Origin of the sequence: Nocardia sp. GTS18 (assembly GCF_013839555.1) — a bacterium.
In the GTDB taxonomy this organism is placed as follows: Bacteria; Actinomycetota; Actinomycetes; order Mycobacteriales; family Mycobacteriaceae; genus Nocardia; species Nocardia rosealba.
Genome location: NZ_JACBIU010000012.1, coordinates 91793 through 105501, shown reverse-complemented (window position 1 = coordinate 105501; position 13709 = coordinate 91793). Strand labels below are relative to the sequence as shown.

Here is a 13709-nt window from a genome sequence, read left to right as displayed (position 1 = left end):
CCACCCGCCCGACCAGCGCCCGACTCCGCGCCCGCGCGGTCGGGTCGAAGGCGATGCCGTCGAAGTCGAGGGCTGTCATCGGGTCCACTTCCTCACCGAGGTCTGGAACTTGTCCGTCAGGTCGGGCGTCGTGAGGACGGTGACGTCCGAGAAGCGTTGCAGCACTGTGCCGTCGGTGGACAGTGCGGTGGCGTCGATGCGGGCTTCGAGCCTGCCCGCGCGTGGGTTGTCGACCACCAGGACGAACGGTTCGGCGGTCGGGAGCGGGTGGTGGTAGTCGATGCGACCGACGCCCAGGGGCAGGCAGGCCGTGCCGAGCAGCCGGTGGCCGAGGACGGGCGGGCCCTGCAGGATCAGGTCGGCGGCGACCGGGTCGTGCAGGTGGCCCGCGTAGGCGCCGACGGCGACGGGATCGGTGGGCAGGTGACAGTCCAGGACGATCGCGCTGTCACTCTCGGCCCGGATCGCGCGCAGGCCCTGGAGCGCCGGACCGTGGAACTGGATGGCGTCCCGGTAGATCCGGTCTGCGGGGATGCCCGGTCCGGCGGGAATCGTTTGCCTGGCACCGCCGTCCGGGTTCGCGGCCAGCAGTAGGGTCGCCCGGAAGTGGGCGAGCTTGCCGTCGAAGACGGTGGCGCGCACCGCCGTACGGCCGTCGAGGTCGTCGAGCGGGACGAGCTCGATCTCCAGCGCGGTGACCGGATGATCGAAGACGAGTCCCTTGAGCACCTGGTAGTCACGGACGCCGACCACGGTGCGGCCCGGCCTGGTTCGCTCCGCGAGATGGATCATCACGCCGAGGCCGAAGGTGGCGGGCAGCACGAGGTGGTCACCGATGCGGTGTGCCTCGATCACGGGTTCGTCGACCAAGCCCGCGGTGTCGCGACGGGCCCGCACCGTGGCAGGCACGTGTTCGCCGGTCGACAAGGCGGTGGCGGCGCCGACCAGCAGGATCGGCTCGGGCCGGCGGTCCGCGGTGAACTGGGTGGTGAAGGCGGCCGCACCCGCGGCCGGGGCCAGCAGCGGGATGCCTCGCGCCCGGAAGTGCTCGCGCAGGTCGGCGGTAACCATGCCGCCGTCCCAGGCGCCCCAGTCGATCGCGGTGACGCGGTGCCCCGGGTGCCTGCGCCGCCAGCTCACCGCGAACCGGCACAGTGCCTCGTTGGCAGCGGCGTAATCCGCTTGGCCCGCATTGCCGAACAGACCGGCCACCGAGGTGAACAAAACCAGGTCCTTCGGCTCGCCCACCGCGGCGAGGACGGCGGCCAGACCACCGAGCTTCGGACGCAACACGCGAGCGATCGAGTCGACGGTCTTGTCGGGGATCATCGAATCCGCCAGGACCCCGGCGCCGTGGACGACACCGGTGATCCGGTCACGCCACGGCGCGACGGCCTCGGCGAGTGCCGTCGCGTCGGTGGCGTCGACGGCGAGGTAGTCGGCGCGGTCGCCGAGCGTCGCCAGGGTCGAGCGGATCTCGCGGACGGCGCGGAGGTCGCCGCACGCCCGCTCGATGTCCTTGGGCCGCACACCGGTTCCCGCCAGCGCGCGCACCGCGGCGGGCTTGAGGTCGGTGTCGGGGACACCGGTCGCCCACGCGGGCTCCTCACCGAGCGTGGTGCGGCCGAGCAACAGGAAGCGCGCCGCACTGTGCCGGGCGAGCGCGAGGACGCAGGTGGCCGTCACTCCCCTGGCTCCGCCGGTCACCAGCAGCAGATCGTCCTCGGTGAGCAGTGTCGGCCCGAATCCCGTTGCGGTGCTGACGGTCTCGGCGACGACGGCGGGCTTGTGTCTGCTCGGCACCGGTGTGCGGCGCAGGCCCGAGGCGTCGACCCCGACCTCGATGGTGTCGATCGCGGCGTCGCACAGCTCCTCGAGCACGATCTGCGCCACCCGCGCCGGAGTCGCCGCCGGTGCGATGTCGAGCGCGCGGCAGAACAGTGTGGGTTCTTCGGCGGCAAGGGTTTTCACGACGCCGCCGAGCCCACCGAGCAGGGCGTGGACCGGGTCGGCGTCCCCGCGCAGGCCCAGATGGCCGTCGAGCCGGGTGACCGTGACGAAGCCGGCGCGTCCGGTCGCGCCGCGCAGGGCGGGCACCACGCGGCCGGTGACCAGGATCGTGTCGGTCAGGATCCGCTCCGCCTGCGCCCACTCCGTGGCGACACCCGCGACGACCACGCACAGGTCGGCGGCGCCGGTGTCGGCGCCCGGCTCGACCCGCCGCACCGTCCAACTGAGCGCGCGCAGCGCTTCCTCGATCGCCTCCACGTCGGTTTCCGCGGACTCGTCCAGGCACACCACCAGCGCCCGGCCCGCGGGCCGATACAGCTCGACCGCGAGGTCGACCGGGGCGAGCTCGACGAGTTCGACGACATGCCGCGACGTTTCGGCCGCGGCCTCACCTTTTGGGTGGACATCACCCCCGGCCAGCTCGGCCACGATCTGATCCAGCGAGCGCAACGTGCCGAGTTGCTCGGGCCCGAGACTGGGCAGGGTCGGGAACCGTTCCTGTAATGCACCGATCACCTGCACCCGCTTGATCGAATCGACCCCGAGATCCGCCTCCAAATCCATTGCCGGATCGACCATCTCGACGGGGTATCCGGTTTTGTCGGCAACCACTTCCCGCAGCACCTGCCGCAGGGTCTCGGCTGTGGGTGCGAGATCCGCGTCCACCGAGGCGACCTCGTCGGCGTCCGAGGCGGCGGCCGGGGCGGCGGAACCGCTCGCAGCGCCCGCCGCGGTCGGGCCGTCGTCGGCGAGCAGATCGGCGATCTGGTCGAGGGTGCGCAAGGTGCCCAACTGCTCGGGGCCCAGACTCGGCAGCGACGGGAATCGTTCCTGCAGGGCGCCGATCACCTGGACCCGCTTGATCGAATCGACACCGAGATCCGCCTCCAGATCCATTGCCGGATCGACCATCTCGACCGGGTACCCGGTTTTGTCGGCGACCACTTCCCGCAGCGCCTGCCGCAGGGTCTCGGCGGAGTGTGTGGGATCCGCGTCGGACGAGGCGACCTCGTCGGTGGCCACAGCCGAACCACCGGTCGGCGCGGCCGGGTCACCCGTCGCGGCGGAAGTGTCGGTCGCCGTGGTCGGCGAGTCGGTGGCGAGCAGATCGGCGATCTGGTCGAGGGTGCGTAACGTTCCGAGCTGCTCGGGGCCGAGGCTCGGCAGCGACGGGAACCGCTCCTGGAGCGCGCCGATCACCTGCACACGCTTGATCGAATCGACACCGAGATCGGCTTCCAGATCCATTGCCGGATCGACCATCTCGACCGGATAGCCGGTCTTGTCCGCGACAACTTCCCGCAGTGCCGCGCGGATCGCTTCGCCATCGAGCGCCTCCGCCCCCGCACCCTGCTCAGGACCGACGGCGGGGTGCTGAGCGTCGGAACCCGCTGTGCGAGCGGCTGTCTGCGCGGTTGCCGATGGCGTCGCCGCGTGTTCCCCCGGGGCCACCGATGCTGTTCCGGCTGCCTGCGGTGCGGTGTTGCTCGCACCGGTGACGCCCTGACCGGCCCGCGGACCTGTCGGGTAGGCGGTGCCGCTTTCGGCGGGAGTCACCGCCCCGGGCACGGTGTCCGTGGTGGCGGTACCGCTGGACAGCGGGGCCGGCTCGGGCAGGTGGCCGTTCGCCGGGGCCTGAGTGGACGCAGCGGTCAAGGCCTGAGTAGGCGCGGGGGCGTTCACCGCGTGCGGGGTGGTCCGGTAACTGGTCACCGAGTGCGAGCCTGCGGCTCCCCCTTCAATCTCGGCCAGCTGGGCGAGCACTTCGCTTGCCCGCGAGTGGCTTTCGCTGATAGCGACGCCGTGATCCTTTACGGCTTCGATGGCGCGCAGCAGGCGGTCGTCGATGGCGCCGGTATTCAGCGCACCCGCCAGCCCGCGGGCCAGGTCGAGCTGGCCGTCGAGGTACTGCCGGTGCGTGTCCAGATGCTGGACGAGTGCGGTATCGAGCGGGTCGACGGGGATGGTCACGAGCTGTTCCTCCACGAGCGGGGGCACCGAGGGACGGCGCGAAAGTTCGGATACGGCAGGTGATTCGGAGATCGGGTACGACGGCGCGCCGGTCCGGGCGCCGACCACGGCGTGCGAATCCGCCACGACCGAAGCGGGAACAGTCGCCGGCAGATCGGACAGGGTCGGGCCGCGACGCGGGGACGCGGTGGGTGAATCAACGAGTGCGGACACCGGTTCAGGGTCGGCGTGGGAGTGTGCTGCCGTATCGGCCGCGAGCTGGACGCGGTAGTCGCCCGACAACGCTTCGGCGTAGGCCGCGCGGCGGGCGGCCGGAACGTATTCAGGGGCTGAAAGGGTCACCGTCATCCGGCCGGCCGCCGGGCTGGTCGGCTCGGTGGCGGGGGCGGCGTAGCGGTTGATGCCCGCCATCTCGACACCGAGGACGGCCAGCCGGACGGCCGCCCGCTTGAGTGCCACGTCTCCGTTGCCGATAGGTCCGGAATCGGTGGCGAAGGCGATCACGTACTCGCCGAGGGTGCGCCGGACCAGCGAGGTCAGCACCTGTTTCGGACCGCACTCGACGAAGATCGTGCAGCCGTCGGCGTGCATGGCCCGCAGCGCGTCGACGAACTCGACCGGCCGGCTCAGCTGCGCGGTCAGGGTCGCCCGGTTGGCGGCGACATCGGCACCGTAGGACGCGCCCGCGGTGTCGGCGTACACCCGCGCGTCGGGCTCGACGATGTCGACTTCCTCCACGGCGGCACCGAATTCGGTGACCGCGTGCGCCACATACGGGGTATGGAAGGCAGCCGCCACCGGCAGATCCCGGGTCGCCCAGCCCTTCTCGGCGCTGCGCGCGGTGAAGGCGGCGATGCCGTCGGGTCCACCACCGACCACGATCTGGTCGGGCGCGTTGTGATTGCAGATCCACACGTCGTCGAGATCGGCGATCACCTCGGCGACCTCGTCACGGGCCGCGTTGACGGCCACCATCGTGCCTGCCTCCGCGTCGTCGGCGACCGTCATCGCCGCGCCACGCGCCCTGGCCAGACCGAAGAAGTCCTCGGTACTCAGCGCGCCGGAGGCCCACAGCGCGGTCAGCTCACCGAAGCTGTGGCCGAGATAACCGTGAGCCCTGAGCCCGAATTCGGTGAGCACCCGGAACTGCCCGGCCGCGAGCGCGCCGATGGCGGGTTGCGCGAATTCGGTACGGCGCAGGGCGGATTCCTGCTCAGTCCGGGTCTGCTCGGTGAACGCGGGCGGCGGGAACACCACCGCGCCGAGCCGCTGCTCGGCACCGACGAACGCGGCGTTGGCCTCGTCGAACGCCGCCCCGACGGGCGGGTTGTTCAGCACGGTGTCCAGGCCCATGTCCACGTACTGGCTGCCCTGCCCCGCGAACAGCACGCCGACCTTCGGGTCCTGTACGGCGGCTGCGCGGAAGTACACGCCTTCGGGGTGGTCCCAGTGCGCGGCATCGGGATTGCGCACCATTTCATCGACCGCCAGCGTCCGAAGATCGGCGGCGGTGTCGTCGTCGACCGAGACGAAGCCGATCCTGGCGTGCCCGGCCGGAATGTCACCGCCGTCGGTGCCGGGGGTACTGCGCACGACGTCGATCAGCGCGGCGACATCGGGGGCGTGCCACAGGTGCGCGCGCGGCACCCGGTGCAAGACCTGCCCGCGCGTCTGGTCGGCTTCCTCGAGGACGATGTGGAAGTTGGTGCCGCCGAAGCCCATCGCCGAGGCGGCCGCCCGGCGCACCGGGCGCTGCGGGTCGCGCACCCAGGGCCGGGTCATGGTGTTGACGTAGAAGGGCGTCCGGGTGGCGTCGATCTCGCTGTTGGGCGCGTCGACATTGATCGTCGAGGGCAGCACCTTCTGGTGCAGGGCCAGCGCCAGCTTCATCACCCCGGCCGTGCCCGCGGCGCCCTTGGTGTGCCCGATCTGGGATTTCACGCTGCCGAGCGCCGCGAAACCGGTCTCCGAACTCGCCTCGGCGAGCAGCCCTTTCAAGGCGGTCAGCTCGGTCTTGTCGCCGACGGCGGTGCCGGTCGCGTGCGCCTCGATCAGCTCGACATCGGCGGGTGAGCATTCCGCGTCGGCGTAGGCGCGGTCCAGCGCGACCCGCTGCCCCTCCGCGCGCGGCGCGTAGATGCTCTTGGAGCGACCGTCGCTGGAGGAGCCGAGACCGCGGATCACCGCGTAGATCCGGTTGCCGTCGCGGCGCGCGTCGGCGAGGCGGCGCAGGGCGAGCATCGTGATGCCCTCGCCGAGCAGGGTGCCGTCGGCCTCGGCGGAGAACGGGCTGATCCGGCCGGTCGGCGAGAGCGCGCCGACCTTGCTGAAGCACAGGTAGATGAAGATCGAGTTCTCGGTGTCGACGCCGCCGGTGATCATCATGTCGGCACGACCGTCCTGCAGTTCGGCGATCGCGGTCCGGATAGCGGCCAGCGAGGCCGCGCAGGCCGCGTCGACGGTGCAGTTCATGCCACCGAGCCCGAGCCGGTTGGCCACCCGGCCCGCCACCACATTGGCGAGCAGGCCGGGGAAGGAGTTCTCCTCCCAGGGCGCGAACGCGGCGACGAACCGGCGTGAGATCTCGCCGACGTCGCTCTCGGACAGTCCCATCGACCGCCCCGCCTCCGCAAGCACGGGCGTCGACAGGCGCGCGGCGAGCGGGTGCATCAGCGGCACCGGGCCGGTGGTGCCGAGCACCACGCCGGTGCGCGCGGGGTCGTACCACTGCGAACCGGTCGCGCCGGCATCGGCCAGCAGGTCACGGGCCACCCCGAGGCTCAGGGTCTGCATGGTGCTGGTGACCTCGAGCTGGTTCGGCGGCAGCCCGAACTCGAGCGGATCGAACGCGACATCGGGCAGGAAAGCGCCACGTCGCGAATAGGTCTTGTCCGGCGCCGAACGGTCGGCGTCGTAGTAGTCGTCCAAGCTCCAGCGCGACGCGGGCACCTCGGAGGTGCAGTCGACGCCGTCGATGATGTTCTGCCAGTACTCGCGGTGGGTGTGTGCCTTGGGCAGCAGACCCGACATCCCGACAATGGCGATCGGGTCGCGTGCCAGGCGTCGTTCGACGGTCACGAAAGGGTTCCTCTCAGGCGGCGACGGTGGTGGCGGTGGCCGAGGCGATCAGTTCGGCCGCGGCGGCGGCGAACAGGCGGTGGCCCACCGGACTCGGGTGCAGACCGTCGGCGGTCCACACCTCGGGCCGGGCCCATTCGGGCCTGGCGGCGATATCGAGAAGCAGGGTGCCGGTGTCGTCGGTGACCCGGGCGAGGGCATCGTTGGCGGCGGTGAAACGCTCGCGCAGCAGGGCGCGGAAACCGTCCGGCACGGGCAGGCGGGCGGGGATGTCGGGGTAACTCGCGGTGAACACGGTGGCATCTTCGGCCCGCAAGGTGGTGAAGATGGTGTGCAGGTTGTCGGCGAAACGAGCCTCGTCGTATGCGCTGACCAGGTCGTTCACGCCGACAACCACGCCGTAGAGGCCGGCCCGCGCCGCCGAGGTCGCCGGTGCGAGCTGGCTCGCGACGACATCGCCGGTGGTGGCGCCGTGCGTGCCGAAGTTGCGAATCGTGGTTGGCCGCAATCCGAGCTGACCGCCGAGGCGCGAGACCCAGCCGCGGTAGCCGCCCGCCGCGGCGGGGTCGCCACGGCCCTCCACGAAGCTGTCTCCGAGCGCCGTCAGGCCGGCCGCGATCACGCCGACACCCCGGTATTCACCACGTGCCGGTCGGCGACCGGGAAGTCCACTTCCTCGTAGAGTGCGGTGAGCTCGGCCTCACCGAAGAACTTGTCCGGCGGGTACAGCCCGGCGATCAGCCCGAAGAACTTCTTGGAGTAGTGCTCGCTGCGGCTGGCCGCGCGGAACACCGAGTCGTAGTAGGGGGTGAGGGTGAGCTCGGAGATCGACTGGGTGAGCTCGTAGGTGCTGGCGCTCTGGGCGTCGCGCTCACGCTGGTACTTTGGCAGTGTCTCCTCGAACGAGCGTGCGCCCGAGAGGCTTTCGTGCACCAGGTCGGCCAGCAGCTGGCCGTACTTGAAGGCGTCGGTGATGCCCCAGCCGGTGAACGGGTCCTTGTGGTATCCGGCGTCGCCGACCAGCGCCCAGCCGGGACCGAAGGACTGGCGACGGTAGTTGTCGGGGTAGAGCATCGGCCGGAACGGCTCGACGCGCTTGCCGGTCTCGCGCAACCGCGCGCCGATCTCCGGGTCGATCTGCTCGACGATCTCCTGCACCCCGGCATCGGGATCGGTACGGAAGTCACGGAAGCGGTCGCGCTTACGCATGACCGCCACCAGGGCCAGGCCGTCGTTGGTCGGCCAGGATGCGAACTGCTGCTCACCGAACCCGGTGCGATGGTGCATGCCCCAGTCCACGCCCTCGTAGTACGAGTAGTAGACGAAGCAGGCCGCGGGCGAACCCTCGTAGGTGGCCGCACCGACCTCTTTGGCGACGAGGGAGTTCGAACCATCCGCGCCGACGACCAGTTTCGCGCGGAACTCCTGCTCGGGACCCTCGCCGACGCGGCCGCGGATACCGGCGACCCGGTCACCATCGCGCACCAGACCGGTGACGGTGAAGCCCTCGATCACCTCGGCGCCGGACTCCCCCGCCGCGTCGACCAGGATCTTGTCGAGCACGGTGCGGCGCGGGCAGTACACGGCGTCGATGCCGTCGGCCGACGGATCGGCCATGCCCGGGATCTCGATGTCGGTGTAGGTGAAGTTCAGGTGCCGGATCGGCGGGCAGCCGGTGGCCACCACGGCGTCGAGCAGACCCCAGGACTTCAGAAAGCCGAGACCGGCCTGGTGGATGTAGTGCGTGGACGGGGTGTCGCTGGGAAAACTCGCGCGATCCACGGCGAGCACGCGGTGGCCCTGACGGGCCAGCAGCATGGCCAGGGGCGAACCCGCGACCCGGGTTCCGACGACGATGACGTCATACATGATGTGATCACTTTCGGTGGTCGAATTCCGATTTCGAGTCTGTCGCCGGTGGAATACGGAAACCACTGGGGGCACCGCAATTCATCGGCCGATCGGTCCCGGCTATCGTCGGCGGGACAGGTGGGAGAATTTCGTGTCGCGTTACCCGCGTGACACGTAGAGCTGATCTATTTCGGCGGAACAGGTTTCGGCGATCGCGGCCCGGCGCAATTTCAACGACGAGGTGAGCAGGCCGGCGTCGACGGTGAAATCGCCGTCGATGATGCGGAATGCGCGAATGGATTCCGGCCGCGACACCAGGGAATTCGCCTGGTCCACGGCGGCCTGGATCGTCTCGGCGGGATCGTCGCCGGGATGCTCGGCGCGCCACTTCGCGTACCGCTCGGCGTCGAGGGTGATCAGCGCCGTCACGAACGGGCGACCGTCACCGACGACCATGCAGTTGCTCACCAGTGGATGCAGCCGCACCCGGTCCTCGAGCGGGGTCGGGGCCACGTTCTTGCCGCCGGAGGTCACCAGGATCTCCTTCTTGCGCCCGGTGATCCGCAGGTGCCCGTCGTCGAGTTCGCCGATGTCGCCGGTGTGCAGCCAGCCGTCGGCGTCGACGGGCCGCTGGTCGGCGGCCGCGCCCCAGTAGCCGGGCGAGACGTGCGGGCCGCGGACGAGGACTTCGCCGTCGGCGCCGATGCCGACTTCGGTGCCCGGGATGGGACGGCCAACGGTGCCGAGCCGGTTGGTGGACGGTGCGCTCACGGTGACCGCGGTGGCCGCCTCGGTGAGGCCGTAGCAGTTCAGGATCACCACACCGAACCCGGCGTAGAAGCCGACGGTGGTGTCGTCGAGGGAGGCGCCACCGGAGATCACATAGCGCAGCCGCCCGCCGAACGCGGCCGTGACGGCGTCGTCGGTGGCGGTGGGCGCGGCGCCCTCGGCCAGGAGCCTCAGACCACGCTCGACAGCCTCGGCCTCCTGCCCTTCGGTGAGCAGCGCGCGGACGTGTTTGCGAATCTTCTCCAGCGCGTACGGAATCAGGGCGAGGAAGGTCGGGCGCAGCGTCACCAGCGCCGGGACCAGGTCGGGCACGCCGGGCAGCAGATGGGTCCGGCTGCCGCCGTACAGGCAGGCGAACAGGATCGTCTGGCCGAAGACGTGGGAGAGCGGCAGCGCAAGCACCGTCGTGCCGTCGAAGATGCCCTCGGTCTGGCGCGCGGTGTTCGCGGCGGTGACATACATGTTGCGGTGGCTGATCATGCAGCCCTTGGCCAGGCCGGTAGTGCCGCTGGTGTAAACGATCATCGCGAGATCGGCGGCGCCCACCGCGGCGATCCGCGAGTCGAGGTCGGCGTGCTCGGCGGACTCGGCCCACGACCCGATCTCGGCGAACGACCACACCGCGCCGCCCGCGCCGGCGTCGGTCAGACGGGTTGCGTCGTCAGCGGTCTCGGCCGCGTGGAACCGGCTTCCGCTGTCGCTCAGGATGTGTGCGATCTGCGCCGGCGAAGAGGTCGGATACACCGGCACGATCACCGCGCCGACAGCCATGGCCGCGCAGTCGAGCAGCGCCCATTCCAGGCTCGTGCGGCCGAGCACGGCCACCCGGTCCCCCGCCACGACCCCCCGGTCGAGCAGGGCCGAGGCGAGCCCGCGGACCCGGGTGTCGAGCTCGCCGGTGGTCAGCTGGGTGCCGTCGGCGGCACACAGTGACGGGCGGGCCGGATCACGCCGCGCCGCGTCGGAAACAATCGCGTACAGACTGGACGAATCGGCCGGAACGAATCCGTTCGAGGTAGCAGACACTGTGTTCACGAATCGAATTCTTCACGGCGTCAACCATTTCCGTCGCTGCCGTACTCGCTGTTCCTACCGCACGAAAGTCATGTCCTATCGAGGGGTTCAGGCCGACAATGCGCGGACATCATCGAGTTGTGCCGATTCCACGCATTCCAGGAACAACGCGACCGCGGGATTCGGTTCGTCGGCCCGCCAGACGGCGTGCAAATCAAGGGTCGGTACCGGATCGAACAATTTCACCGCCACCGAACTACTGCCCGGCACACCCATTCCCATCGAAATCGCGCGCGGCAACGAGGCGAATCCGACGAGTGGTCGCACCGAGACCATGTGCGCGGTCGCGCCGGGGTCGTCGGCCGAATGCGTGACATTGAGCGAGATCCTGGTTTCGGCCGCCGACCGCAGGATGGTGTCGTACATCGCCGGACACTGTTCGCGGGCGAACAGCACGCAATCCTGACTCTGTAGTTCCGCGAACGGGACACCGGGCCGGTCGGCCCACCGATGTCGGCGGCCGACTACCGCGACGAGCGGAACCCGGTGCAGCAGGCGGCGATAGCGGAAATCGGCGGTACTGGGATGCCCGTAGACCAGGGCCACATCGAGGGAACCGTCGGCGAGGGCGGCCAGCTGGGGGCCGGTCCGCTTCTCCCACAGCGACACCACGATGTCGGGGTGCCGTTCGGTCATCCTGGTGAGTGCCTCCGGCAGCACATGCCTGCTGGCGGGCAGGTTGTAGCCGATGCTGAGGCTGCCCGCCCTGCCCTCGGCGGTGGCCTTGGCCGCCTGGGCGGCGCGGTCGAGCTGAGCGACGATCAGGCGGGCCTGGCTTTCGAACTCGCGCCCAGCGGGGGTCAGCCGGACCTCGTGGGAGTTCCGGGCGACGAGCTGGACGCCGAGGGATTTCTCCAGCTTCTGCAGCTGGGCACTGAGACTTGGTTGGGTCAGATGGAGGCGCTGCGCTGCGCGACCGAAATGCAACTCTTCGGCGATGGTGATAAACGAAACGAGATGTCGGAATTCCATGACGCCGGCTCCTTCCGAGTACCACCACGCTATCGAGGCCGGATAACCGGTGATGAATAGCGGTCGCCGCGCGCATTGCCGGTCGGTGAACCTGGCCGCGCCTCTTCCTATGGCACCGCGTTCGCGGCGTTCATCACCGCCTCGAGCGACGCTGCGACGGGCGAGGCGCCGAGGCCGAATGCCCATCCGGTCCTGCCCCCGGCTCGATATTCGACGTAGCTCACAGCGGTGCCGTCAGCCGCGGCGTGCTGGGTGAGGCCGAGGATCTCGATGGAGTCGGCGGTCTCGCCGAGAGCAGTGGCCAGGGCATCGACCGGGCTCGCCTCGTGGGTCGAGTGGTGCTCGGTGCCGTGTGCGCCCAGGACGATTTCGGTGGTTCCGTCGACGAACTCCCACTGTACCAACGTGATTCGACGCTCGACGGCGGTGTAGCTCTGCTCGAACAGGGCGCGGAGTTCTTCGGCGCTGATCTCCGCGCCGGTGTCGTCGGTGTATTCCTGCACCCGCTGCGCGAAGTCGATCTGCAGGCGGCGCGGCAGCTCGAGACCGTATTCGGTGTGCAACAGGTAGGCGATACCGCCCTTGCCCGACTGTGAGTTGACCCGGATCACGGCATCGTAGGAGCGGCCGAGGTCGGTGGGGTCGATCGGCAGATACGGCACCCGCCATTCCGCTTCGCGCTCGTGCACGCCGAGGGACGCTGCCCGCTCACAATGCTCGGCCATGCCTTTGCCGATCGCATCCTGATGGGTACCGGAAAACGCCGTGTGTACAAGATCGCCCACGTACGGGTGCCGTTCGTGGACGGGCAGACGTGTGCAGTACTCGACGGTGCGGCGGATCTCGTCGATATCGGAGAAGTCGATCATCGGGTCGACCCCTTGTGCGTGCAGGTTCAGCGCCAGGGTGGCGATATCGACATTCCCGGTGCGCTCACCATTGCCGAAGACGCAGCCCTCCACCCGTTGGGCACCGGCCAGGACGGCCAGCTCGGCGCAGGCGACACCGGTCCCCCGATCGTTGTGCGGGTGCACCGACAGGATCACCGCGTCCCGCCGGGCGAGATTGCGGTGCATGTATTCGATCTGGTCGGCGTAGACGTTCGGCGTGGCCACCTCCACGGTCGCGGGCAGATTCAGTGTGACCGGGCGGCGCGAGGTCGCCTCCCACAACTCGGTGACGGCGTCGCAGATCTCGAGGGCGAAATCCGGTTCGGTCAGGTTGAACACTTCCGGCGAGAACTGGAACCGGACATTCGGCAGCTCGCCTGCCAGTTCCAGGACATCGCGGGCGCCGGTGACGATCAATTCGCGCAGCTGCTTCCTGTCCTTGCCGAGAACCATTTCGCGCCAGGCCGGCGCCGTGGCCGTGTACAGGTGGATGATCACGTCGTTGGTGATGCCGCGGACCGACTCGACGGTCCGTGCGATCAGGTCGCGACGAGCCGGAGTGAACACGACCAGTGCCACATCCGGCGGCGCGATGGGGTACTCGGCAAGCAGACGAACGAAGTCGAAGTCGGTTCGCGACGCGGACGGGTAGCCGACCTCGATCTCCTTGTAGCCCATGGTGACCAGGAGTTCGAAGAACCGGCGTTTGCGCGCTGGATCCATCGGTTCGGCCAGTGCCTGGTTGCCGTCGCGCAGGTCGACCGGGACCCAGAGTGGCGCGGTGGTGATCCGCGCGCTCGGCCAGTCGCGATGCCCGGCAGGCACTTTCACGCGACGGTGGACATCTCGATATCGATACGACGGCATCGCCGAGTGACGTTGCCGGTTCCATGCGGGCGCACCATCGGCGAGAGAACCCGAAGGTGTTGTCAGGGTGGGGAATTCAGTCATGACTTGCTCTACTTCCCGGCCATCCAGGGCCGAAGACGACGGAGACCGGCCACGACGGAGCCCCACGGCGGGGCGGCCGGTCGTCAGGCCCCGCCGTGGCGGCCGAGGAGGAGCGCGGTGTAG

At 69.6% G+C, this 13709-nt stretch carries 6 protein-coding genes; all 6 read right to left on the bottom strand.

Features of this window, described 5'->3' with window-relative positions:
- Positions 1-75 precede the first annotated feature (75 nt).
- The 6 genes from HYG95_RS13590 to HYG95_RS13565 all read right to left on the bottom strand — a co-directional run bounded on the left by HYG95_RS13590 (position 76) and on the right by HYG95_RS13565 (position 13502).
- Positions 76-7059: a type I polyketide synthase gene (locus HYG95_RS13590; protein ID WP_181698313.1), complete on the bottom strand. Its 6984-nt coding sequence runs from the start codon at positions 7057-7059 to the stop codon at positions 76-78.
- A gap of 13 nt (positions 7060-7072) precedes the next feature.
- Complete coding sequence (locus HYG95_RS13585) at positions 7073-7681, bottom strand: SGNH/GDSL hydrolase family protein (protein WP_181698312.1); 609 nt, start codon at positions 7679-7681, stop codon at positions 7073-7075.
- Positions 7678-8928 carry an NAD(P)/FAD-dependent oxidoreductase gene (locus tag HYG95_RS13580; protein WP_181698311.1) on the bottom strand — a complete coding sequence of 417 codons (1251 nt, stop codon included), beginning with the start codon at positions 8926-8928 and terminating at the stop codon, positions 7678-7680. The genes HYG95_RS13585 and HYG95_RS13580 overlap by 4 nt, the downstream gene beginning before the upstream one ends.
- 141 nt (positions 8929-9069) lie before the next feature.
- Entirely contained in the window at positions 9070-10734 is a 1665-nt protein-coding gene (locus HYG95_RS13575) for a long-chain fatty acid--CoA ligase (RefSeq protein WP_370465785.1), read from the bottom strand.
- A gap of 87 nt (positions 10735-10821) precedes the next feature.
- Positions 10822-11745, bottom strand: a complete 924-nt coding sequence (locus HYG95_RS13570; RefSeq protein WP_067498605.1) for a LysR family transcriptional regulator — start codon at positions 11743-11745, stop codon at positions 10822-10824.
- Between the two features lie 107 nt (positions 11746-11852).
- A complete protein-coding gene (locus HYG95_RS13565) occupies positions 11853-13502 on the bottom strand; it encodes a 2-isopropylmalate synthase (protein WP_181698330.1) in 1650 nt (549 codons plus the stop codon).
- Positions 13503-13709: the final 207 nt, after the last annotated feature.